The sequence below is a fragment of the Luteibacter sp. HAY1-4A genome (assembly GCF_056755355.1).
The window spans coordinates 1-22,645 of record NZ_JBNDHZ010000038.1 but is presented as its reverse complement, the minus strand read 5'-3'; the positions used below and the strand labels follow the sequence as shown (position 1 = coordinate 22,645).

The 22,645-nt window shown below is 67.3% G+C and carries 25 protein-coding genes; 16 read left to right on the top strand and 9 right to left on the bottom strand.

The window, feature by feature from the left end; translation table 11 throughout:
* Positions 1–6: 6 nt before the first annotated feature.
* Positions 7–543: a hypothetical protein gene (locus tag ACPYOD_RS13580; RefSeq protein WP_481302261.1), complete on the bottom strand. Its 537-nt coding sequence runs from the start codon at positions 541–543 to the stop codon at positions 7–9.
* Between the two features lie 182 nt (positions 544–725).
* Between ACPYOD_RS13580 and ompR the strand changes: the two genes are divergently transcribed.
* Both ompR and ACPYOD_RS13570 read left to right on the top strand, forming a co-directional pair.
* Positions 726–1,445, top strand: coding sequence for an osmolarity response regulator transcription factor OmpR (gene ompR, locus ACPYOD_RS13575; protein WP_481302260.1), 720 nt, complete (start codon positions 726–728; stop codon positions 1,443–1,445).
* The gene (locus ACPYOD_RS13570) at positions 1,442–2,707 is read left to right on the top strand and encodes an ATP-binding protein (RefSeq protein ID WP_481302259.1); all 1,266 of its coding nucleotides are present in this window, start codon (positions 1,442–1,444) and stop codon (positions 2,705–2,707) included. The genes ompR and ACPYOD_RS13570 overlap by 4 nt, the downstream gene beginning before the upstream one ends.
* A gap of 125 nt (positions 2,708–2,832) precedes the next feature.
* Here ACPYOD_RS13570 and ACPYOD_RS13565 read toward each other — a convergent pair whose 3' ends face one another.
* A complete protein-coding gene (locus ACPYOD_RS13565) occupies positions 2,833–3,630 on the bottom strand; it encodes a cytochrome C assembly family protein (protein WP_481302258.1) in 798 nt (265 codons plus the stop codon).
* Between the two features lie 98 nt (positions 3,631–3,728).
* On the opposite strand from ACPYOD_RS13565, the gene ffh reads away from it, so the two are divergent.
* The 5 genes from ffh (at position 3,729) to rplS (ending at position 7,174) form a co-directional block, all read left to right on the top strand.
* Positions 3,729–5,099 carry a signal recognition particle protein gene (gene ffh / locus ACPYOD_RS13560; protein WP_481302257.1) on the top strand — a complete coding sequence of 457 codons (1,371 nt, stop codon included), beginning with the start codon at positions 3,729–3,731 and terminating at the stop codon, positions 5,097–5,099.
* 126 nt (positions 5,100–5,225) lie between these two features.
* Positions 5,226–5,477, top strand: coding sequence for a 30S ribosomal protein S16 (gene rpsP, locus ACPYOD_RS13555; protein WP_166699047.1), 252 nt, complete (start codon positions 5,226–5,228; stop codon positions 5,475–5,477).
* Positions 5,477–5,992 carry a ribosome maturation factor RimM gene (gene rimM, locus ACPYOD_RS13550; protein ID WP_481302256.1) on the top strand — a complete coding sequence of 172 codons (516 nt, stop codon included), beginning with the start codon at positions 5,477–5,479 and terminating at the stop codon, positions 5,990–5,992. Before rpsP ends, rimM begins: the two co-directional genes overlap by 1 nt.
* A gap of 19 nt (positions 5,993–6,011) precedes the next feature.
* On the top strand, positions 6,012–6,782 hold the full coding sequence (trmD, locus tag ACPYOD_RS13545; protein ID WP_481302255.1) for a tRNA (guanosine(37)-N1)-methyltransferase TrmD: 771 nt from the start codon (positions 6,012–6,014) through the stop codon (positions 6,780–6,782).
* Positions 6,779–7,174 carry a 50S ribosomal protein L19 gene (gene rplS, locus ACPYOD_RS13540; RefSeq protein WP_029213713.1) on the top strand — a complete coding sequence of 132 codons (396 nt, stop codon included), beginning with the start codon at positions 6,779–6,781 and terminating at the stop codon, positions 7,172–7,174. Before trmD ends, rplS begins: the two co-directional genes overlap by 4 nt.
* A gap of 150 nt (positions 7,175–7,324) precedes the next feature.
* On the opposite strand, the gene ACPYOD_RS13535 is transcribed toward rplS, so the two are convergent.
* Together ACPYOD_RS13535 and epmB are read right to left on the bottom strand one after the other, a co-directional pair.
* On the bottom strand, positions 7,325–9,388 hold the full coding sequence (locus tag ACPYOD_RS13535) for an EAL domain-containing response regulator (protein ID WP_481302254.1): 2,064 nt from the start codon (positions 9,386–9,388) through the stop codon (positions 7,325–7,327).
* 101 nt (positions 9,389–9,489) lie between these two features.
* Positions 9,490–10,515, bottom strand: a complete 1,026-nt coding sequence (gene epmB / locus ACPYOD_RS13530; protein ID WP_481302284.1) for an EF-P beta-lysylation protein EpmB — start codon at positions 10,513–10,515, stop codon at positions 9,490–9,492.
* A 65-nt stretch (positions 10,516–10,580) separates the two neighbouring features.
* Here epmB and efp point away from each other — a divergent pair, with 65 nt between their 5' ends.
* From efp to folE2, 7 genes are all read left to right on the top strand, one after another.
* Entirely contained in the window at positions 10,581–11,159 is a 579-nt protein-coding gene (efp, locus tag ACPYOD_RS13525; RefSeq protein WP_481302253.1) for an elongation factor P, read from the top strand.
* Between the two features lie 98 nt (positions 11,160–11,257).
* Positions 11,258–12,595 (top strand): TRZ/ATZ family hydrolase, encoded by a 1,338-nt coding sequence (locus tag ACPYOD_RS13520; protein ID WP_481302252.1) that lies wholly within the window; start codon positions 11,258–11,260, stop codon positions 12,593–12,595.
* Positions 12,592–12,876, top strand: a complete 285-nt coding sequence (locus ACPYOD_RS13515) for a YciI family protein (protein WP_481302251.1) — start codon at positions 12,592–12,594, stop codon at positions 12,874–12,876. The genes ACPYOD_RS13520 and ACPYOD_RS13515 overlap by 4 nt, the downstream gene beginning before the upstream one ends.
* 5 nt (positions 12,877–12,881) lie before the next feature.
* Positions 12,882–13,589 (top strand): bifunctional 2-polyprenyl-6-hydroxyphenol methylase/3-demethylubiquinol 3-O-methyltransferase UbiG, encoded by a 708-nt coding sequence (gene ubiG / locus ACPYOD_RS13510; RefSeq protein WP_481302250.1) that lies wholly within the window; start codon positions 12,882–12,884, stop codon positions 13,587–13,589.
* Positions 13,586–14,266: an HAD family hydrolase gene (locus tag ACPYOD_RS13505; protein WP_481302249.1), complete on the top strand. Its 681-nt coding sequence runs from the start codon at positions 13,586–13,588 to the stop codon at positions 14,264–14,266. The genes ubiG and ACPYOD_RS13505 overlap by 4 nt, the downstream gene beginning before the upstream one ends.
* Positions 14,263–15,099 carry a squalene/phytoene synthase family protein gene (locus ACPYOD_RS13500; protein ID WP_481302248.1) on the top strand — a complete coding sequence of 279 codons (837 nt, stop codon included), beginning with the start codon at positions 14,263–14,265 and terminating at the stop codon, positions 15,097–15,099. The genes ACPYOD_RS13505 and ACPYOD_RS13500 overlap by 4 nt, the downstream gene beginning before the upstream one ends.
* Positions 15,100–15,200: 101 nt before the next feature.
* Entirely contained in the window at positions 15,201–16,124 is a 924-nt protein-coding gene (gene folE2, locus ACPYOD_RS13495; RefSeq protein ID WP_481302247.1) for a GTP cyclohydrolase FolE2, read from the top strand.
* A 102-nt stretch (positions 16,125–16,226) separates the two neighbouring features.
* On the opposite strand, the gene ACPYOD_RS13490 is transcribed toward folE2, so the two are convergent.
* From ACPYOD_RS13490 to yidD, 3 genes are read right to left on the bottom strand one after another with little or no spacing between them, the layout of a single operon-like run.
* Entirely contained in the window at positions 16,227–17,018 is a 792-nt protein-coding gene (locus tag ACPYOD_RS13490; protein WP_481302246.1) for a M23 family metallopeptidase, read from the bottom strand.
* Positions 17,015–18,355 carry a dihydroorotase gene (locus ACPYOD_RS13485; RefSeq protein ID WP_481302245.1) on the bottom strand — a complete coding sequence of 447 codons (1,341 nt, stop codon included), beginning with the start codon at positions 18,353–18,355 and terminating at the stop codon, positions 17,015–17,017. Before ACPYOD_RS13485 ends, ACPYOD_RS13490 begins: the two co-directional genes overlap by 4 nt.
* Positions 18,348–18,554, bottom strand: a complete 207-nt coding sequence (gene yidD, locus ACPYOD_RS13480; protein ID WP_413626715.1) for a membrane protein insertion efficiency factor YidD — start codon at positions 18,552–18,554, stop codon at positions 18,348–18,350. Before yidD ends, ACPYOD_RS13485 begins: the two co-directional genes overlap by 8 nt.
* A 203-nt stretch (positions 18,555–18,757) precedes the next feature.
* Between yidD and dksA the strand changes: the two genes are divergently transcribed.
* Complete coding sequence (gene dksA / locus ACPYOD_RS13475; protein ID WP_481302244.1) at positions 18,758–19,828, top strand: RNA polymerase-binding protein DksA; 1,071 nt, start codon at positions 18,758–18,760, stop codon at positions 19,826–19,828.
* A gap of 167 nt (positions 19,829–19,995) precedes the next feature.
* On the opposite strand, the gene ACPYOD_RS13470 is transcribed toward dksA, so the two are convergent.
* Together ACPYOD_RS13470 and cysS are read right to left on the bottom strand one after the other, a co-directional pair.
* On the bottom strand, positions 19,996–20,433 hold the full coding sequence (locus ACPYOD_RS13470; protein ID WP_481302243.1) for a SufE family protein: 438 nt from the start codon (positions 20,431–20,433) through the stop codon (positions 19,996–19,998).
* Positions 20,430–21,809 (bottom strand): cysteine--tRNA ligase, encoded by a 1,380-nt coding sequence (gene cysS, locus ACPYOD_RS13465; protein ID WP_481302242.1) that lies wholly within the window; start codon positions 21,807–21,809, stop codon positions 20,430–20,432. The genes ACPYOD_RS13470 and cysS overlap by 4 nt, the downstream gene beginning before the upstream one ends.
* Before the next feature lie 207 nt (positions 21,810–22,016).
* Between cysS and ACPYOD_RS13460 the strand changes: the two genes are divergently transcribed.
* A complete protein-coding gene (locus ACPYOD_RS13460; RefSeq protein WP_481302241.1) occupies positions 22,017–22,562 on the top strand; it encodes a glycine zipper 2TM domain-containing protein in 546 nt (181 codons plus the stop codon).
* Positions 22,563–22,645: the final 83 nt, after the last annotated feature.

The following is a 22,645-nucleotide window of genomic DNA, read 5'->3' as shown; positions in this document are numbered from 1 at the left end:
GGGAGATCAATGACCGCGGCAGGCGATCGCCTCGCCTGCGGCGTTGGTGCAGGTGCCGGTGTGGGTAACCACGCCGTTCTGGACGCTGGTCGAGCCGCTGTAGCTGTTTCCGTTCTTGCCGGTGGCGCTGGTGCTGCGGCTGCCGTTGACGTTGCCCCCGGCATCGCGGGCGATGCTTCCGCTGGTGGTCGCGGAGCCACCATTGGGGCCGTTGATCGAGGCACTCCCCTGCCGGCCGGCGCTTCCGTCGGCGTTGCGATAGAAGCTGCCTTGCCGCTGCGCGGTACCGCCGTTGGCACCGGCGGCATACGCGCCGCTACGGCCGGCGACATTCCCCTGGCCATCGCTGGAGACACGATGCCCCCGGACATATGCGCCGCGCTCGCCCCGTGCGGCCGCTCCGGTGACGGCAGTGCGTGCCCCGTCCGCGGTGTGGAGGACGGCGCGGCCGCGGACGCGGCCTTGTGCCGAGGCGTCGGGGATCGCGGCGACCGCTGCGCCGGTCATCGCCAACGCCGCCAGTAGCAGGGTCGTTCTTTTCATGGATGTTTCCTCCGGGTCGGCGCGAGGGTTCCTCGCGGTAGGTCCAAGCTAACGGCCGCCGCCGGCCAAGGTATGTCGCGATAGCCACCGTTTGTTTCGACGGACCGCGTTCGAAACATTTGCTTACAAACGGCTCGGGCGGGACGTTGCAAGCGCTCGCGGCCAGCCGTGATAGTGGCGCCATGGACGACACCCTTGCCCGCATCCTCCTGGTCGACGACGACGCCCGCCTGCGCGACTTGCTGCTGCGCTATCTGCAGGCGCAGGGCTTCGAGGTGAAAGGCGTGGGCGACGGCGCGCAGATGCGGCAAGCGCTGGATCGAGGGCACTTCGACCTGATCGTGCTGGACCTGATGCTGCCGGGAGAAGATGGCCTCGATATCTGCCGCCGCCTCCGTGGCCAGGGTGACAACACGCCGATCGTGATGCTCACCGCCAAGGGCGACGAGATCGACCGCATCGTGGGCCTGGAGATCGGCGCCGACGACTACCTGCCCAAACCCGTCAATCCGCGCGAATTGCTGGCGCGGATCCGATCGGTGCTGCGGCGCGCCCGCCCCGCACCCGGTGCGCCGGAGCCTGACGGTGGCGAGATCCGGTTCGGTCCGTTCCGACTGGATCTGGGGCGCCGCGAATTGAGCCGGAACGGCGCGCCGCTGCATCTGACCTCGGGCGAATTCGCGGTGCTGACGGTGCTGCTGCGCCACCCGCGGCAGTCGCTCAGCCGCGACCGACTGATGAGTCTGGCGCGTGGACGCGAGCACGAGGCTTTCGAGCGCAGCATGGATGTCACCATTGCCCGCCTGCGCCGGCTGTTGGAGGACGATGTGCGCAATCCACGCATCCTCCAGACCGTGTGGGGCGTGGGTTACGTCTATGTGCCGCCGGATGAAAACGCATGATGCGCTTTCCGTTACCGCGCAGTGTGTTCGGGCAACTCGCGCTGGTGATCGGGTTGGTGCTGCTGGGTGCGGCGGTGTTGGCCGTGGCGATGGGACGGCAGTTGACCACCCGCCCGGCTGCCGGGCAATTGCTGAAAGCGATGGACGGCTTTGCCGATGTCGCCGAGGAACTGGCACGCACCCAGCCTCACGAACGCGTGGTGGCCCATTTGCGGGACGCCGGGCTGGCGGTGAGCGAGCTGCCGCCGCCGCCGCGCGACCTCCGCGCCGTGCCATTCATGCGCGAGTTGCTCGAACAGGCGCCGCAACAGCTCGCGCGCGGGCGCGAGGTGCGCCCGGGGCGTGTCGGAATGGCGAACGTGATTTGGCTGAAGCTCAATACGCAGCCGGCATTGTGGGTATCGTTCGCTTTCGATCAGCGCGCCAGTCGCGTGTTGCGCTTTTCGGTACTGATGTTGTTCGTGGGCGCGGTGCTGGTCTGGCTCGCGGCGGGTTACTACGCGCGCCGTCTGGTGGTGCCGTTGCGACGCCTGGCGCGATCCGCTCCGGCGATCGTGCGCGGCGAATCGCCACCGCCAGGTGCGCTGGCGGGGCCGCGGGAAGTGGAGGAACTGGCGCGTGCCCTGACCGATTCGAGCAGGGAGGTGCGCGAGGCCGCCGAGGAACGGGCGCTGATGCTTGCCGGCATCTCGCACGATCTGCGCACGCCGCTGACAAGGCTGCAGTATGCGGTGGAGCTCGTGCCCGGTGTCGATCCGGAACTGCTCGCCGGCATGCATCGCGATATCGCCGACGTCGACGCCATCCTGTCGCAGTTCATCGCATATGCGCGCGACGGCCGCGACGAAGGCAGCGAACCCCTCGACCTGGCCGTGCTGTGCCGCCATGCGGTCAGCGCCTGCGAGCACGAGTGGCAGGTGGAAGCACCCGCCTATGCGTCCATGACGGGTAAGCCGATGGCGTTGCAGCGTGCTGTGGGGAACTTGCTCGTGAACGCGCAACGGCACGGTGCGCCGCCATACTCGCTGCGGCTTTCGCGGCAGGGCGATGCCTGGCGGATCGAGGTCGCCGACCATGGCCCCGGTCTATCCGCGCAGGCAGCCGAGCGCGCACGCCAGCCTTTCGTTCACGGCGAGGGTGGCGGCACGGGCCTGGGGCTGGCAATCGTCGAGCGCGTCGCGCGCCAGCACCACGGTGAACTGCGCTTGTTGCCGCTGCATCCTCATGGTCTGGTGGCCACGCTCGTGTTGCGCGGAAGTTGATCGTTCCATGTTATCGATCGGACTACACGGAATCGATCGGACTGCACGGAGCGGGTGAATGCGTTTATCGCCGGGCTCGTCGCCTTATAGGCAGCGGCGCATGGCAGCCAGCACGACGGCTCGCGCTACGGCGTCCTGTGCAGGATCAGTTCCAGGACGGCTTTCGTGCCGAAGAAGGCCAGCAGCAGCACGCCCATGCCGATCAGCGTGAGGTAAACCGCGCGGATGCCGCGCCAGCCGTATTGCCAGCGGCCCCAGAGCAGTACGCCGAAGACGATCCACGCGATGATCGACAGCACCGTCTTGTGCACGAGGTGCTGGCCGAACAGGTCGCCCACGAACAGTGCGCCGGTCACGAGGGTGAGCGTAAGCAGCACGAAGCCGACCGCGATGAGGCGGAACAGCAATACCTCGGTCAGCGTGAGCGGGGGCAGGGCGCGCAGCCAGTGACCGAAGCGGCTGCGGCGCAGCGCGCGTTCCTGGATGGCGAGGAGGATGGCCAGTGCGGCGGCGATCGAGAGGATGCCGAAGGCGAACACCGCGATGGTCACGTGCAGTTCGATCTGCCAGGTCATCGACTGCGGCGCCGTGCGGGGTGCCAGCCAGGCGTCCACCGCAAGGAATAGGGCCGACAGGGGAAAGATGAGGATGCCCAGGCCGGCGACGGGGCGGGACAGGTTCACCACCAGCGTGAGTGCCGAGGCGATCCACGCCACGAGCGAGAGCGCGGCGAAGAAGTGCAGGTCGAGCGTGCCGCGATGGGCGGTGAGGAGGAGGGCGCCATGCGCCATTGCCGCGAAGGTCGCGAGCGTCATGCCCCAGCGCGCCAGGGGCTGCCCACCCGTTGCGAGCGGTCGGGCGAGGACGCCGGCGGCGGACAGGTAGAGGACGACGGCGACCAGGGAAAGGGCAGTGACGATCATGGAGGCGCAGTGTGGCATAGAGCGGCGCGATTGTAGGGGCCGCCGGGCTGTAGGGTTCGGCTATAATCCGTGGTTTATCGCATCTTGACCGAATCCCCATGTTCGAATCGCTCAGCCAGCGTCTGTCCGACACCGTCAACCGCCTGCGTGGCCGCGGCCGGCTGACGGAGGAAAACATCCGCGAAACCTTGCGCGAGGTGCGCATCGCCCTGCTCGAGGCCGACGTGGCGCTGCCGGTGGTGAAGGCACTGGTCGAGCGCGTGAAGGTGCGTGCCGTGGGCCAGGAAGTGCTGAAGAGCCTTTCTCCCGGCCAGGCCCTGGTCAAGGTCGTCAGCGACGAACTGACCACCCTCATGGGCGCGGCCAACAGCGAGTTGAACCTGGCCGCGCAGCCCCCGGCCGTGGTCCTCATGGCCGGCCTGCAGGGCGCGGGCAAGACCACTACCGTCGGCAAGCTTGCCCGCTTCCTCAAGGAGCGCAAGAAGAAGCGCGTGATGGTGGTCAGCTGCGACGTCTATCGTCCGGCGGCCATCGAGCAGTTGCGCACCCTGGCCAGCCAGGTGGAGGTTTCCTTCTTCCCCTCCGAAGCCGGGCAGAATCCGGTCGACATCGCGAAGGCCGCCGTGGCGGCGGCCCGCCGCGAGGTCATCGACGTCCTGCTGGTGGATACCGCCGGCCGCCTGCACGTCGACGAAGCCATGATGGACGAGATCAAGGCGCTGCACGGCGCCCTCGATCCCATCGAAACGTTGTTCGTGGTCGACTCCATGACCGGTCAGGACGCCGCGAACGTCGCCAAGGCGTTTGCCGACGCCCTGCCGCTCACCGGTGTGGTCCTGACCAAGACCGATGGCGATGCCCGTGGCGGCGCCGCCTTGTCGGTGCGCTACGTCACCGGCCGCCCCATCAAGTTCCTCGGCGCCGGCGAGAAGTCCGACGCCCTCGAGCCGTTCCACCCCGATCGCGTGGCCCAGCGCATCCTCGGCATGGGCGACGTGCTGTCGCTGGTCGAGGAGGTCGAGCGCAAGGTCGACCAGGAAAAGGCGCAGAAGCTGGCCGAGAAGGTCATCAAGGGCAAGCGCTTCGATCTCAACGACATGCGCGACCAGCTCGAACAGATGAGCAACATGGGTGGCCTGGCGGGCCTCATGGACAAGCTTCCCGGCATGTCCAGCATCCCCGACAGCGTCAAGTCCAAGGTCAACGACAACGAACTGAAGCGCATGGTGGCCATCATCGGCTCCATGACGAAGAAGGAGCGCCGCCACCCGGACCTCCTGAACGGCTCGCGCAAGGCCCGCGTGGCGCGCGGCTCGGGCACCCAGCCCGCCGACGTGAACCGCCTGCTCAAGCAGTACATGCAGATGGAAAAGATGATGTCCAAGCTGTCCAAGGGCGGCAGCAAGGGCCTTCTCCGCCAGATGCGCGGTGCCATGAAGGGTATGGGCGGCATGATGCCGCCGCGCTGACAGGCAACACACGGAAGGGTCTGAACCCCTTCCCTTTTTCGAAATTTTCGCTAAAATGTCCGGCTTTACCGCGCCCGCTTCTCGCGCGCGCCTTGCCGGTCTGCGGCATTCTGGAGCTCGTAACTTATGGTCAAGATTCGTCTTTCGCGCGGTGGCGCCAAGGGCCGTCCGTTTTATCACGTTGTGGTGACCGACCAGCGCGCGCCGCGCGATGGTCGCAACATCGAGCGCGTGGGCTACTACAACCCGGTTGCTTCGGGCGCCGACAAGCGCCTCGAGCTCGACGTCGCCAAGGTCCAGGCCTGGGTGGCGAAGGGCGCGCAGCTGACCGACAAGGTCCGTGCCCTCGTGAAGGAAGCCGGCAAGCTGGCGGCTTGATGTCCACGGAGTCCGGGAAGCGCGTCCGCGTAGGGCGCATTGTCGGGCTCCACGGCGTGCAGGGACAGGTCAAGCTCGAAAGCTGGACCGAACCCCGCATCCAGATCTTCCGCTACCAGCCATGGCTGCTGACCGCGCCGGGCGTGGAGCAGGAGATGAACGGAGTCCGCGGGCGCGCGCAGGGAAAAGGCATCGTCGCCACCCTGCCGGGCATCGAGGATCGCGACCAGGCGGCCGCGCTGGTCGGTTGCGAAATCACGGTTTCGCGCGACACGCTGCCGCCGCCCGCACCGGGCGAGTTCTACTGGACCGACCTCGAAGGCCTTGAGGTCGTCACCACGGAAAACGCAAGCCTGGGGCGGGTGAGCCATCTCTTCTCCACCGGCGCCAACGACGTCATGGTGGTGAAGGAAGGCGACAGGGAGCGGTTGGTTCCGTTCGTCCAGGGCCCCTACGTGCATTCGGTCGATTTCGACGCGGGACGCATCGTGGTGGACTGGGACCCCGAGTTCTAGAACGCGAAGCCTGAAGATCATGCGCATCGACGTGGTTTCGCTGTTTCCCGATTTCGTCCGCCAGTCGGCCGCGATCGGGGTGGTCGGAAGGGCGCAGCAGCGCGAATTGTTGCAGGTGGAAACCTGGAACCCTCGCGACTTCGCCACCGACAACTACCGCACTGTGGACGGCCGCCCCTTCGGAGGCGGACCCGGCATGGTGATGCTGATCGACCCCCTGCGGGCCGCCCTGGCGGCCATCCGGGAGGCGGCAGCGGAGCCGGTGCATGTGATTTACCTCAGCCCGCAAGGTGCGCGGCTGACGCAGAAGCGGGTGGAAGCGCTGGCGAAGATGCCGCGAATCGCCCTGATCTGCGGACGTTACGAGGGTGTGGACGAACGCCTGCTCGAGCACGAGGTCGACGAGGAGCTCTCAATCGGCGATTATGTGCTGTCTGGCGGGGAACTCGGCGCAGCGGTGATCATCGATGCGGTGGGTCGTCTACAGGAAGGCGCGTTGAACGACGCGCAATCCGCCCAGCAGGACTCCTTCTCGGATGGCCTTCTGGATTGCCCGCATTACACCCGTCCCGTGCATCACGATGCGTGGGGCGGCGTGCCGGAGGTGCTGCTTTCCGGCGATCACGCGGCCATTCGCCGCTGGCGTCGAAAGCAGTCGCTAGGTCGTACCTGGCTGCGCCGGCCGGATCTGCTAACGCAGCGTGTGCTCGACGACGAGTCGAGGGCATTGCTGGACGAATTCCGCCGTGATTACGAACGGCTAAACGCTACAACGACAGGTGCGCCATGAACAAACTCCTCCAACAGTTCGAAGCCGAGCAGATCACCCGCCAGCTGCCGGATTTCGGTCCTGGCGATACCGTGATCGTCAATGTGAAGGTGAAGGAAGGTAACCGCGAACGCGTCCAGGCGTTCGAGGGCATCGTCATCGCCAAGCGCAGCCGCGGCCTGCATTCCGCCTTCACCGTGCGCAAGATCTCGCACGGCACCGGCGTGGAGCGCGTGTTCCAGTCGCACAGCCGCGCCATCGACTCGGTTGAAGTGAAGCGCAAGGGCAAGGTCCGCGGCGCGAAGCTGTACTACCTGCGTGGTCTGGAAGGCAAGGCTGCCCGCATCAAGGAAGACGTGGCCGCCGCCGCTGCCGCCAAGGCCGCGAAGAAGGCCGCTGCCGCCGCCGAGTAACCGGCTGCCGCAGGGCAAACAAAAAGCCCGCGAGCGATCGCGGGCTTTTTTGCTGTGCGGGAGCCGCTTCAGCGGCGATGGGTGCTTGCAGCCAGCTTGCCCGCTGCCGCGGGATCGCCGGCATAGCCGGCTCCCACAACAGCCGTCGACCTACACCGGCATGTATTCCTCGGCCAGCACCTTGGCCGGCTCCTGCAGGAAATTGCCCTGGATGAAGTCCACGCCGCAGGCGAACAGCAGCGACGTGCTCACGGCGTCCTCGACCCATTCGGCTACCGTCTGCTTGCCGGAGGCGTGGCCTTCCTTGCAGATCTCCGCGATCTTCTTCTGGTTTTCCGGATGCTGCGGCAGGTCGGTCATGAAGCTGCGGTCGATCTTCAGGAAGTCGACCTCGATGTGGTTCAGCAGCTGGAACGAATTGAGGCCTGAGCCGAACTGCTCGATGGCGAAGCCACCGCCCGCCTTGCGCCAGCCGGCGACGAACTCCTGCGTGGGGCGCAGGCTCGTGAGCACCTTGGACTCCGGCATCTCGATGACCAGCTTGCTGCGGCGAAGATTGGCACTTTCCAGGCGACGCACGAGCCAAGGCAGAAGATCGGGGTCCTCCAGCGACTGCAAGGTCATCTTCACGAAGTAAGTGGTGGTCAGCCCATCGTTCTCGCGATGCGCGAGCGCGTCGATGGCGTGCCCCAGCACCCAGCGGTCGATGGCCGGCAGCAGGCCGTTGCGTTCGGCCACGGGGAAGAAGTACGAGGGCAGCACGTCGCCCTTGGGGCCGCGCATGCGCACGAGGATCTCGTAGTACTCGCCGGCCGCGTCCTGCAGGCTGATGATCTGCTGGTGGTACAGGCGTAAGCCGTCCTGCGCCAGCGCCTCGCGAACGAGGTCCAGCCAGTACTGCTCGCGCTCCGCATCCGCCTTCTCGCGGGCACTCGGGTCGTGCAGTTCCACGCGATTGCCGCCCTGGTTCTGCGCGGCGCGCAACGCGGCGCTGGCCTGTTCGAGTACTTGCTCGGTGTTGGCGTTCTTCTCGGCCAGCAAGGTGCCGCCGATGGTGACCGTGACGGTGAGCGAGCGCGAGCCGGCGTCGAAGATGGTTTCCGCGATGGTCGTGCGGAGCCGTTCGGTGAGTGCCGCGTGTTCCAGGTCGCCGCGAGGCGACAGGATGAGACCGAGGGTGTGGTCGCCGACGACGCCCGCAATGTCGTCCTCGTCGATCGATTCACCGACTTTCGCGGCGAGCGCCGCGAGCAGGTGGTCGGCGTTGCCGATGCCGGCGCTCGCGACGATGTCCTTCCAGTTGTCCGGCTCCAGCAGGATCACGGCCTGACCCGCGCGGCCGGCCGCCGCGGCGGCCACTGCCTCGTCGATGTGTTCGAGGGTGCGCGCGCGGTTGAAAAGGCCGGTAACGGGATCGCGTTGCAGCTGGGCCACCAGTGCGGCGTCCACCGTCTGCTGGCGGAATACGATCTGCAGGCAGGACTCGCCTTCGAAGGTGGCATGCGCGAATTCCACCATGGCCTTGAACGTGCCGCCGTCGTCGCGGCGTGCAAGCAGTTCCATGGCCGGCGGGGCCTTCTCGCCCTTCGACAGCCCGCGCAGCGTGTTCTTGAACACGTCGGCGTGCGTGCCGGCAATGAGATCGAGGATGGGCAGGCCGATGATGTCGTCGAATTCGGCGAAGCCGAACGCTTCGAGGTACGCCTGGTTGACGCGCACGTGCATGCCTTCATGCACATAGGCGATGGCATCGCGGGAGGAATCGAGCAGCGCGTCGCAGCGGCGCTCCGTCTCACGCAACGAAGTTTCCAGACGGCGCACCTGACGGCGCGTGGAAAGCGCCTCGAATTCGCGCTGGACCACCATCAGTATCTGGTCGGGGCGTTTGCGCATGGCGATGCCGCGCGAGCCGCTGGCCATCAGGTCGGCCACCGCTTCGTCCTGCAGGCTGTCCACGACGGCGATGAGGGCAAGGTCGCGCCCGCTGGCGTCGAGCTGGCGCATCACCGCGGTGGCATCGATGCCGGGGACCGACGGGTTCATCAGCACCAGGTCCGGCACGTTCTCGTCGAGGCAGGCCTTGATCTCGTCGGGGTTGGTGGCGCGCGCCGGGCGCACCGCTATGCCGCCGTTGCGCAATACGTTGATCAAAAGCTCGGCGTCTTCCACCGAGTTCTCGATGAAGAGGATCCTGATGACGTTGTCGTGTTTCATGCCGTTCCGAATGCCGCTTGTCTATCCCCGCGAACCGGCTGGCCGGTCCGTTCCCCCATAGCGCGGTCCGGACAGGTCATGCTGACCGGATGCCGTCCATACTAACGCGCGAAATCGGCAATGGGTCGCTTCGCCGGATCGCCCTGGAGCTCGCGCACCAGCCGGGGCACCAGGAAGCCGGGCAATCGGGCCCGCAGGGCTTCCATCAGCCACAGGGCCCGGTCGTCGTCGACCTCGTAATGGGCGGCGCCCTGCACTTTGTCGAGCTGGTGCAGGTAGTAGGGCAGCACGCCCGCCGCGAAGGCACGCTCGCCGAGCGCGGCCAGGGCCTTCACATCGTCGTTCACGCCGCGCAGCAGCACGGCCTGGTTGAGCAGGGTGGCGCCGGCCGCCCGCAGGCGCGCGCAGGCCGCGTCGACCCCATCGTCGAATTCGTTGGCATGGTTGGCGTGCAGCACCACCACCTTCTGCAAGGGCAGGGCGGCAAGCCACGCCGTGAAGGCGTCGTCGATGCGTTCGGGCAGCACCACGGGAAGGCGCGTATGGATGCGCAGCCGGATCACGTGGGGCAGCTCGGCGAGGCCGCGGGTCAGTTCTTCGAGCTTGTGCGTGGCCAGCGAGAGCGGGTCGCCACCGGACAGGATGATCTCGCGGATCGAGGTGTCGGCCTGGACGTGGGCCAGGGCGTCGCGCCATTGCGCGGCGGCGGCGATTTCCTCGGCGTATGGGAAATGGCGGCGGAAGCAGTAGCGGCAGTTGACGGCACAGCTGCCGCTGGCGATCAGGAGGGCCCGGCCCTCGTACTTGTGCAACACCCCGTGGCCGGCGCGGGCAGCCATGTCGCCCACGGCGTCTACGGCATAGCCGGGGCGGACCTCGTGCTCTGCCGCACGCGGCAGCACCTGGAGCAGCAACGGGTCGTCGGGATCGCCCTGGCGCATGCGCGCTACGAAACCGCGCGGAACCCGCAGCGGGAAGCCCGCGTCGTCGGCCTGCAGGAGGTCGGCACGATGGTCCAGGCCGACGGCGGCCAGGAGTTCACGGGCGTCGGTGATCGATTCCCGCCAGAGTTCACGCCAGTCCCGGGAGGGCGGCGATAGGCGGGAGGAGGGGCTTGCGGTTATCATCATGGACCTTGGATCGGGCCCGGAGGCCCGTGACAACCTCTATTTTAGCTCTGGAGCAGATTCGCATGGCGACCCTTGGCCTCAATGACGTCAAAACGGGCAAGAAGATCCTTCACAACGGCGATCCGTGGGTCATCACCGAGGCCGACTTCATCAAGCCGGGCAAGGGCCAGGCGTTCACCCGCATCCGCATCCGCAACCTGAAGGACGGCCGCACCACCGAGCAGACGCTGAAGTCCAGCGACTCCTTCGAGGAAGCCGACGCCGTCGATACCGATGCCAGCTTCTCCTACGTGGAAGGCACCGGCAACGATCGCGAGTGGGTCTTCATGCATTCCGAAACCTTCGAGCAGTACCGCGCCAGCCTGGCCGCCATGGGCGACGCCTGGAAGTGGCTGAAGGGCGACGAGGAATGCGTCATCACCCTCTTCAACGGCAACATCATCGCGGTGCAGGCGCCGAAGTTCGTCGAACTGAAGATCGTCGAGACCGATCCGGGCGTCCGCGGCGACACCTCGGGCGGCGGCGGCAAGCCGGCCACGCTCGAAACGGGCGCCGTGGTGCGCGTGCCGCTCTTCGTCAACCAGGACGAAGTGATCAAGGTCGACACCCGCACCGGCGAGTACGACAGCCGCGTCAAGTAAGGCCAGCAGTTCGCCCTCTATCGCGGCACGGCAGCCCTTCCCGGGGCTCCGTGCCGCTCTTGTATCGAGGCTCCCGACGTCCCCACCGAGAGGCCCAGATGAGCGCCAGCCCCACTGAAATCGATCTCCTCGTGGAGGCCCGCTGGGTCGTCCCCGTCGAGCCCCACGCCGTGGTCCTCGACGATCACGCCGTGGCCGTGCAGGGCGGCGAGATCGTCGCCGTGCTGCCGATCGCCGAAGCGCGCAGCGCCTACGCGCCCCGCGAACGCGTCGTGCTCGACGAACATGCGCTGATCCCCGGATTGGTGAACGCGCACACGCACAACCCCATGACCCTGCTGCGCGGCCTGGCCGACGACCTGCCGCTGATGACCTGGCTGCAGGACCACATCTGGCCGGCGGAAGGCCGTGTGATGGGGCCCGACTTCATCCGCGACGGCGTGGAACTGGCCGTGGCGGAAATGATCCGCGGCGGTACCACGTGCGCCAACGAAAACTACTTCTTTCCCGACGTCATCGCCGCGACCTACCGCGCCATGGGCTTCCGTGCCGTGATCGGCCTGCCGGTGATCGACTTCCCGACGGCCTGGGCGAAAACGTCGGACGAATACTTCAGCCGCGCGCTCGAAGTACACGACAGCCTGCGCGGCGAGCCGTTGCTCACCACGGCTTTCGTGCCGCACGCACCGTATACGGTGTCGGACGAAAACTTCGAACGCATCCGCATGCTGGCCGACCAGCTCGACATTCCCGTGCACCTGCACACGCACGAGACCGCGCATGAAGTGGACGAAGCCGTGGCGAAGGACGGCATCCGTCCTTTCCAGCGCCTGCAGAAACTCGGGCTCGTCAACGACCGGCTCGTGGCCGTGCACATGACCCAGCTCACCGATGCGGAAATCGCGGCATGCGCGAAGGCCGGCGTGTCGGTCGTGCATTGCCCCGAGTCGAACCTCAAGCTGGCGTCGGGCTTCTGCCCGGCCGAGAAGCTGCGCGCGGCCGGCGTAAACGTGTGCATCGGTACCGACGGGTGCGCGTCCAACAACGACCTCGACATGTTCGGTGAGATGCGCACGGCGGCCCTGCTCGCCAAGGCCGTGGCCGGCGACGCGGCCGCGTTCGACGCGGCCTATGCGTTGCGTGCCGCCACGCTCAACGGCGCGACCGCGATCGGTCTCGGCGAGCGCGTGGGCTCGATCGAGCCCGGCAAGCGCGCCGATCTCGTCGCCGTGCGTCTCGACGCACTGGAAACGCAGCCGCTCTACCATGTGGCGTCGCAGCTGGTGTATGCCACGGGCCGGCACCAGGTCAGCGACGTGTGGATCGACGGGCGGCGCAAGCTTACGGACGGCCAGCTCGTCGACATCGACACCGCCGCCATTCGCGCGAAGGCGCGCGCCTGGCGGGAACGCATCGCCGCGGAGGACGCAGCATGAACGAACCCTTGCATCTCTACCTTGTGCTTGCCATGCGCACTCCCGACTTCCAGGCGGAAGCCGGCGCATCGCACCAGGCCTTCCTCCAGGACCTGATCGAGCAGGATCTGCTCGAACTCACGGGCCCCTTCACCGACGGCAGCGGCGGTGCCTACATCCTTCGCGCGCCCGACCTCGCCACCGCCACGCAGATCGTGCACAGCGATCCGCTGCATATCACGGGCTCGTCGACGCTCACCGTCCACGAGTGGCGCGTGCGCCGCTTCGGCACGGGGGAGTGAACGCCATGCAGAACCAGGCCAATGTCAGCGCCGAAGAAATCGCCCGTTTCGAGAAGCTCGCCGCGCGCTGGTGGGACCCGGACGGCGACTCGCGTCCGTTGCACGACCTGAATCCGGTACGCGCCGCATACATCGCCGGCCACGCCAACCTGCGCGGCGCGAAGGTGGTGGACGTGGGATGCGGCGGCGGCCTGCTGAGCGAAGCGCTGGCCCGGGCGGGCGCGAACGTCACGGCGATCGACCTCGGCGAGAAGCTGATCCAGATCGCGAAGCTGCACCTTTTCGAATCGAACCTCCAGGTCGACTACCGCGTGCAGTCCTCGACCGAATTGGCGGAGGCCGAGCCGGCCTCGTTCGACGTCGTCTGCTGCATGGAAATGATCGAGCACGTGCCCGACCCGCTGGCCCTGGTCCGCGACCTGTCGGCCATGCTCAAGCCCGGCGGCCAGCTGTTCCTCTCTACGCTCAATCGCACGCCCGCCGCCTTCGGCGCGGCCATCGTGGGCGCGGAGTACCTCATGCGCCTGCTGCCGCGCGGCACGCACCACTACGCGCAATTCCTGAAGCCGTCCGAGGTCGCGGCGATGCTGCGCCGGTTCGGACTGGAACTCGAAGACCTCCAGGGTCTCGCGTACAACCCGCTGACGCGCAACGCATCGCTCTCGCCGAACACGTCGGTGAACTACGTGCTCTCGGCGAGAAAGCCGGCATGAGCATCCTGCCGTTCAAGCCGGAAGGCGCGTTCTTCGATCTCGACGGCACGTTGCTCGACAGCGCGCGGGACCTCTACGCGGCGCTGCGCGTGCTGTGCGCGGAGCAGGGCGTCGACGCACCGGCGTTCGAACGCGTGCGCCCGGTCGTCTCGCGCGGATCGCGCGCCATCATCGGCAGCGGATTTCCCGGTGCGAACGAAGAAGAGATCCTGAAGCTCGTGCCGCGCTACCTCGCCATCTACGAGGCGGGCATGGCCGCGGGCACCGTGCCCTTCGACGGTATCGACGCCATGCTCGCAGGGCTCGATGCGGCGGGCATCCGCTGGGGCATCGTCACCAACAAGCCGGGCTTCCTCACCGACGCCCTGTTGCCGCAGGCGGTGCCGCATTGGAAGCCGGCCGCGGTGGTTTCCGGCGACACGCTGCCGGTGAAGAAACCCGACCCGGCACCCGTATTGCACGCCTCGGCGCTGGCAGGTTGCGATCCGTCGCGGTCGGTGTTCGTGGGCGACGACCGCCGCGACATCCTCGCCGGCAACGCGGCGGGCATGTTCACCGTGGCGGTCCGCTGGGGTTACCTGGATGGCGGCGATCCCGACAGCTGGGGTGCCGATGCGGTCCTCGACACGGCCGACGAACTCGCCGCCCTGTTGGGCGTGGGCGAGGTCCCGGCGTGACCGACGGCGCGACCCAGGGCTTCGTGGACAAGTGGCTGGCGGTACAGCCGCAGCAGCGGATCGCGCTCGGCTTCGTCGACGAGCGGGTGCGCGACGAGCGCGTCGCGCTGGCGGCGCTGGAACAGGAAATCGTGGCTTCCGCCTATGGCATCCGCGAGCCGCAGGTGGCCGCAGCCAAGCTTCAATGGTGGGCGGAGGAGCTCTCCGGCGCCGCGGCGAGCGGCGGCGGGCATCCGTTGACCCAGGTGCTGTTCGCGAGCGAGCGAGCACGTGCCATTCCCGGTGGCCTGTGGATAGCGCCGGTTCTTGCGGCGATGGCCCAGCTGGAGCACGGCACCGCCTCCGATTTCGCCGCCCAGGTAGTCGCTGCCCGCGGGCTCCATGGCGCCCTGGCCGAACTGGAAAACGCGTGGTGGTTCGGTGAGTCGTCGCCCACGGAATCCGCGGCGCGCATCGCGACCCTTTCGCACCTCGTCTTCGCGCTGTCGCGCCTGGAACTGGACGCCGAGCGTGAGCGGCTGCCGCTGCCGATGGCCCGGCTGGCCCGGCACGCGTTGGCGCGCGGGCAGCTGAAGGACGATTCCCCATTTCGCCGCGCAGCGCTGCGTGAGCAGCTGGGGGAACTGGCAGCGGGCCTCCGGGACGCGTTGGCCCTCGGCGAGCCGCTCAGCACCTTCCGGGGGCTGGAGGGCCGTACCGCGCTGTCCACGGCCGCTGGCGCCGCCCGGGCCGCGGAACCCTTTGCCGAGCTGCATCGCCGCCAATCGCGTTCCGGGCCCATGACGGCGATCCGCGCATGGCTTGCGGCCCGCCACGCAGGACGATTTGGCTGAACGCACCGTTTCCCGGCACTAAGCATTGAGCCCCTTCCACCGATGCCCCATGTCGGTCACGGTAAGCCGGTCAATGGCACGTCCCTTAAGGATCCTCTTCGATGTACATCCACGATTCTCCCACCCGCCTTCTGCCCGATGTCGCTTCCCAGGAACACGCCCTGGCCATCGGTACCCTCGACTGGGTGGGCATGGATGGCATGGAAATGCCCGTCGCGTTCGACGCGGGTGACGGCGATGTCCGCTCCACCGGTGCCCGTGTCGGGGCCTTCGTGAACCTCACGAAGCCCGAAGCCCGGGGCATCCATATGTCGCGGCTCTACCTGCTGGTCTCCGAGGCGCTGTCGGCCGGGCCGCTTACCGGCTCTGGCATTCGGGCCCTCCTCGAATCGTTCCTGACATCGCACGAAGGGCTGTCCGACCACGCGCGCCTCACCGTCGGCTTCGAGCATCTCGTGCGGCGCCGCTCACTGCGCAGCGACAACAGCGGTTGGCGCGCCTATCCGATCACGATCGATGCCACCCTCACCGGCGGCGAGTTCCGCATCGAGATCACCACCGACGTGGTCTATTCGTCCACTTGCCCGGCATCGGCGGCACTGTCCCGCCAGCTGATCCAGGACAACTTCGCAAAGACCTTCTCGGCCGACCAGCCGCTGGATCGCGAGACGATCCTGGCGTGGCTGGGCACGGAGCAGGGCATCGTCGCCACGCCGCACGCCCAGCGCAGTACCGCCACCATCCGTGTGCGGCCCGCGGGTGAGGGAGTGTTCCCGCTGATCGGCATGATCGACAACGTGGAAGCCGCCCTCGGCACGCCCGTGCAGACGGCAGTGAAGCGCGCCGACGAGCAGGCATTCGCCCTTGCTAACGGGCAGAACCTGATGTTCTGCGAGGATGCTGCGCGGCGTATTCAGAAGGCGTTGTCGAACGATCCGAACATCGCCGACTTCCACCTGCGCGTGGCGCACCACGAAAGCCTGCATCCGCACGACGCGGTGGCGTTCGCGTCGAAGGTCCGCTGAACGGATCCTTGTGGGAGCCGGCTATGCCGGCGATCCCGCGGCAGCGGGCAACCTTGCCGCAAGCACCCATCGCCGCTGAAGCGGCTCCCACACCACGCTTTCTTACCGGATGCCCGGCAGCAGCAGCGGATCCAGGCGTACGCCGAACCAGTTGAAGCCCCAGTGCACGTGCGGACCGGTGGCGCGGCCGGTTTTGCCCGCCGCGCCGATCACCTGGCCCTGGCGAACGCGCTGGCCCACCTTCACGTCGATCCGCGACAGGTGCAGGAAGTTCGACGACAGGCCGAAGCCGTGGTCGAGCAGAAGCGTGCCGCCGGTGAGGTAAAGGTCGGGCTTGGCGAAGGTGACCACGCCGTCGGCCGGCGCCTTGACCGGCGTGCCTTCCGGCACCGCGATGTCCATGCCCGAATGCGGTGCCTTCGGATCGCCGTTGTAGATGCGCTGGTTGCCGAAACGTCCGCTGATGCGTCCCGTCACCGGCCAGACGAACCCCTTCGCGAAATCCTCCCGCGCATCGTCGCGCTCGCGGGCTGTCACCACTTCGGCCTGTTCGCGCGCGATGCGGGCGGCGATGTCCGGCGGGGGATTCACCGTTTTCGGCGGCACACCTTCCACACGCTCGATCGGCCAGTCGCGCGGCGTGACCGCGATGCGGCGGTGATCGTTGCCGATGGCGACGTCGACAGGTCCCTGCTCGTCACGTCCGACCCCGAAGACGAACACGCCGTCGGCACCCACGCGCACGGGCTTGCCCGCCACGGTCACGCTCTGGCCGGAGGACGCCTGGCCGACGACCAGCGCGCCTTGGGAGACGGTTGCGGGCAAGGAGACCGTGGCGGCCCCTGCGGGAGCGGACAGCATGAGCGCGGCAAGCGCGCTTGAGAATGCTCTCATCGAGCGAAGGCCAACCGCTGGCCGCGCACCGTATCGTCCACGCGCTCGCCATCGAACACGCGCTGCCCGTTGACGAACGTGGACGCGATGCTGCTGCGGAACGTGGTGCCTTCGAACGGCGACCAGCCGCACTTGGAAAGCACCTCTTCGCGGGTGACCGTGTGCGGGCGCTTCGGGTCCACCAGTACGAGGTCGGCGGCGTAGCCCTCGCGGAGGAATCCGCGGTTCGCCACGTCGAACAGCTTCGCCGGCGCGTGGCACACGGTCTCGACCACGCGCTCCAGCGTGAGCTTGCCCTCGAACACACGCTCGAGCGCCGCCTGCAGGGCGAACTGCACGAGGGGCAGGCCAGAGGGTGCCTTGTCGTATTTCTGTGCTTTCTCTTCCAACAGGTGCGGTGCGTGGTCGGTGGCGAGAACGTCGAGGCGGCCTTCGGCCAGGGCCTTCGTGATGGCTTCGCGGTCGGCCTCGTCCTTGATCGCGGGATTGCACTTGATGAGGAAACCCTTCTCGTCGTAATCGGCCTTGCCGCCGAAATGAAGGAAATGCACGCAGGTTTCCGCCGTGATCCGCTTGCCCTCGATGGGGCCCGGTTCGAACAGGGCGAGTTCGTCGGCGGTGGAGATGTGCAGGACGTGGAGCCGGGTGTTGTGCTTCTTCGCCAGCGATATGGCGAGGCGCGTCGACTTGATGCAGGCCTCGCGCGAGCGGATGTGGGGGTGCTCCCAGGCGGGAATGTCCTCGCCGTATTTCTCGTGCGCCTTCGCGAGGTTCGCGTCGATCATCGGGGTGTCTTCGCAGTGCGTGATGATCGGCGTGGGGGCGTCGCGAAAGATGAGGTCGAGCGTTTCCGGGTTGTCCACCAGCATGTTGCCCGTGGACGCGCCCATGAACACCTTGATGCCCGGCGCGCTTTTCGGATCGAGCGCGCGGATGGCCTCGAGGTTGTCGTTGCTCGCGCCCATGTAGAAGGCGTAGTTCACGACGGACTTCGTCGCCGCGATGTCGTATTTGGCCTCCAGCGACGCGCTGTCGAGCGCGGGAGGCTTCGTGTTGGGCATTTCCATGAAGCTGGTGATGCCGCCGGCTGCGCAGGCACGCGACTCGTGCGCGATGTCGGCTTTCTGCGTGAGGCCGGGCTCGCGGAAGTGCACCTGGTCGTCGATCATGCCCGGCAGCAGCCAGAGGCCCGTGGCGTCGATAACCTGTTCGTCACGGTTTTTTTCCAGGCCCTGCGAGATCGTTTCGATTTTTCCGTCGCGAATGCGGACGTCTGCGGTGAAGCGGCGCCCTTCGTTGATCAGTTCGGCGTTCTTGATGAGCCACGCATCAGTCATGGGTATGAGCTCCTTGGGCGCCGCAGCGGCGCAGGACGAAGTGTTCCGGCACGGGGTCGAGGCCGCCTTCGCACAGCGGTTGGCAGCGCAGGATGCGCCATGCGCCAAGAATGCCGCCGCGCGCCGGACCGAAGCGCGCTATGGCAACCCGTGCATAATCGGAACAGGATGGATGGAAGCGGCAGCGTGCCCCCAGCATCGGGCTAAGCCACCGTTTGTAGAGGGATAGCAGGAATAGGAGGAGGCGGGTCACTGTGTGTCCGGTATCGACCGGCGTAGGCCAGCCGACAGTATCCCAGAAGACGAGGGCCTGTTCGCGAATAGTGTAAACAGGCCCTAGGTTGCTGGGGTAACGCATCTGGGCTATAACACCCCGCCGCCACGGCCACCGAGGTGAAGGAAATGGCGAAAAACGCTCGTAGTTCCGCAACCGCCAAGGGAGCCGCCAAGAAGGGCGGAGCCGGCGACGTGAAGAAGGCCAAGACGGTAGCGGCCGCGAAGACGACCAAGGCGCCGGTCAAGACGGCGGTGAAGTCGCCGACGAAGACGACTGCCAAGGTCGCTTCGAAGAAGGCTGCCCCGGCGCCGGTGAAAAAGGCCGCCGTGAAGACGGCAGCGAAAGCGCCCGCGAAGGCGGCTCCTGCCAAGAAGGTGCCGGTAAAGGCGCCTGTGGCCAAGGCCGCCGCGCCCAAGTCCGCACCCAAGGCGGCCGCGAAGCCCGTGGCGAAGGCGGCGAGCAAGCCTGCTCCGGCCGTGGCGAAGAAGACGGCGCCTGCCGCCGTGAAGAAGGCACCCGCGGCGCCGGTAAAGGCCGCACCCGCGCCGGCCCCCGCGCCGGCAGCAAAGAAAACCGCAACGGCCGCACCTGCCGCCGCGTCCCCCAAGGGGCGCACGGCCTCGGCCGTTGCCGCCGCATCACCACGGACAGCGTCCGCGGTGGGTGGCACCAACTCATCCAGAAACGAGAAGTCCGCGCAAGCCAGCATGAACAGCACTGCCTCCAATACCGCCGACAACGGCATCACGCGCGAAGACGGCCGCTATGCGCTGCCTGCTTCCACTGTCATCGACCTCCCCAAGGGCTACCGGCCGAGCGACGACGAGGAGTACATGAATCCTCGCCACCTCGCCTATTTCCGCAACAAGCTGAAGGAATGGCGCGAGCAGCTGGTGGAGGAATCCCGCCAGACCATGGACAACCTCCGTGAGGAAGTCCGCGACGTGGGCGACGAAGCCGAGCGCGCCACGCGCGAGACCGAGAACTCGCTCGAACTGCGCACCCGCGACCGCTACCGCAAGCTCATTTCCAAGATCGACAAGGCCCTGCGCCGCATCGAGGAAGGCCGTTACGGCTACTGCGAGGAAACCGACGAGGAAATCGGCGTCGATCGTCTCGATGCCCGCCCCATCGCCACGCTTTCCCTGGATGCCCAGGAGCGTCGCGAGCACCTGCAGAAGCAGATGGGCGACTGAACCACCTTTTACGGCATCCGGAAACGAAAAGCCCCGCATCGCGGGGCTTTTCTTTCGTGGCGTCTGGTGATGCCTGTGGGAGCCGCTTCAGCGGCGATCCCGCGGTAGCGGGCACGCTCGCCGCAAGCACCCATCGCCGCTGAAGCGGCTCCCACACAGGGGGAGGGCTATATCGTGGCCAGCGCTTCCGCAGCGTACGCCTTCAGCCTTGCCAGCATGGCCGCCAGGCCGTTCGAACGGGTGGGGGACAGGTGCTTGGCCAGGCCGATCTCCTGGATGAACGTGGGTTCGGTATCCACGATCTCCCGGGCGGACCGGTCCGAATACACGCGCAGCACGAGGGCGATCAGCCCTGACACGATGGCGGAATCGCTCGCCGCGTCGAAGTGCATTTGCGAGGCATCGCCCGACGGGATCAGCCACACCATCGACTGGCAGCCGTGCACACGGTTTTCTTCCGTCTTGCGCTCGTCCGGGAACGGGGGCAACTGGCGGCCCAGATCGATCAGGTACTGGTAGCGCTCGGTCCAGTCGCCGAAGAACGCGAATTCCTCGGCAATCGCGGCCTGGGCCTCCACGGCGCTGGTTTCCACGGGGGTGTTCATGCCTTCACCACGCTCCAGCGCGTGCCCTGTGCGCTGTCTTCGATCGCGATGCCCAATTCCTTGAGCTGGTCGCGAATGGCGTCGGACCGTGCGAAATCCTTCGCCGCACGAGCCGCCCGGCGTTCCTCCAGCAGGGCCTCGATGGCTCCGGCATCGATCGCGTCGCCGGGATTGCCCTGGCGGAACCAGGCTTCAGGGTCCTGCTGCAGCAGGCCGAGGAGGGCGCCGCCGCCGAGCAGGGCCGCCTTGGCGGGAGCGCGTGCGTCGCCCGTGGCGCGACGAGCGGCATCCGCCAGCTGCGACAGCTCGGCCAGGGCCTGCGGAGTGTTGAGGTCGTCGCACAAAGCGGCTTCCACGGCGCCCGGTATGACCGGTTCGCCCGCATCCACGTCCGCCATGTCGCGCAGGGCGCCGTACCAGCCGTCCAGCGTGCGCACGGCCTGGGTCATCGCGGCGTCGGACCAGTCCAGCGGCTGGCGGTAATGGCCGCGCAACAGCATCAGGCGCAGTGCCTCGCCAGGATGCTTCCGCAGCAGTTCATGCAGCTGGAGCACGTTGCCCAGCGACTTCGACATCTTCCGGCCATCGAAGGTCAGCATGCCGTTGTGCAGCCAGTAACGGGCGAACGTCCGCCCGCCATGGGCGCAGACGCTCTGCGCGATCTCGTTCTCGTGGTGCGGAAACGTGAGGTCCACGCCGCCGGCGTGGATGTCGATCGTCTCGCCAAGGTGGGCTTCGCTCATGGCCGAGCACTCGATGTGCCAGCCGGGCCGGCCGCGGCCCCAGGGGCTGTCCCAACCGGGTTGCTTGGCGTCGGACGGCTTCCAGAGGACGAAATCCCCCGGGCTTTTCTTGTAGGGCGCCACTTCCACGCGGGCGCCAGCGAGGAGCTCGTCCGGGTCGCGGCCGGAAAGCGCGCCGTAGGCGGGGAACGATTCGACGTGGAACAGGACGTGGCCCTCTGCCTCGTAGGCATGCCCGCCGGCGATGAGCCGCTCGATCATGGCCACGATCTGGGGGATGTGCGCCGTGGCGTGCGGTTCCACGTCCGGCGGGGCGACGCCGAGACGGGCGATGTCTTGGCGGTAGGCCTCGGCATAGCGTTCGGTGATCTGGGCGATGGGCACGCCGGCTTCGGCCGCGGCCGCATTGATCTTGTCGTCCACGTCCGTGATGTTGCGGGCGAAGACCAGCTTCGGGTAATGCCGCCGGATGAGCCGGGCGAGTACGTCGAACACGACGGCCGGGCGCGCGTTGCCGATATGGATGTAGTTGTAGACCGTGGGCCCGCAGAGGTACATCGTCACCCGTTCCGGATCGGTCGGGATAAACGCCTCCGTGCGGCGCGACATGGTGTTGTAGAGCGAGATCGGCATCGGCTGTCCGTGGGTATTGCGGGGGTACGAGCGTCCAGTTCGGGATAGTACCAAGGGCGGCCGGGGAATCGGCCTACGCGCGGGCGCGGATTTGGTTGACACGAGCGTGAATCTTACGCCCGAAGGTTCTAAGCGTGGATTCAGCGTGAACTTGATGAAATGCATGCCAGTAGGCGCTCTCGTGCGCCTCGCTGGAGGTTTTCCTACATGTCTCGCCTGCTCATCCCCGCGCTCATCCTCGCGGTTTTCGCTACCGGCGCCCAAGCCCAGGATCGTTACGGTCCGCCGCCGGGTCCGGGCCCCGACGACAACACCCATTACGGGTGGGCTGACGTGCTGCGCGTTGATCCGGTCTACGGCGTCTCCCGCGTCGAGACGCCGCGCCAGGAGTGCTACGACCAGCCCGTGGTCCGCCAGGAGTCCAGCGGCAACAGCACCGCGGGCACCATCCTCGGTGCCGTCGTGGGTGGCGTGCTGGGCAACACCGTCGGCAAGGGCGACGGCCGCAAGGCCGCCACCGTGGCCGGCGCGGTCGCCGGCGGTGCCGTGGGCAACAACCTCTCCCACCGGGGCGACCGCACTTACGAGGGCACCGAAACCCGGTGCCGCGACGTGAGCTCGGTGTCCGAACAGCGCCGCATAGCGGGCTACGACGTGGAATATCGCTATCGCGGCGAGGTCTACGTCTCGCGGCTCAACTACGATCCGGGCGAGCGTCTGCGCGTCCGCGTGAGCGTGTCGCCGGCCGACTGATACTTGTGGGAGCCGCGTAAGCGGCGCTGGGGTGTGGCGGGCAGGTTTGCCCCCGCCCCCGCCTAGCCCCCGGAGCGGGGGCC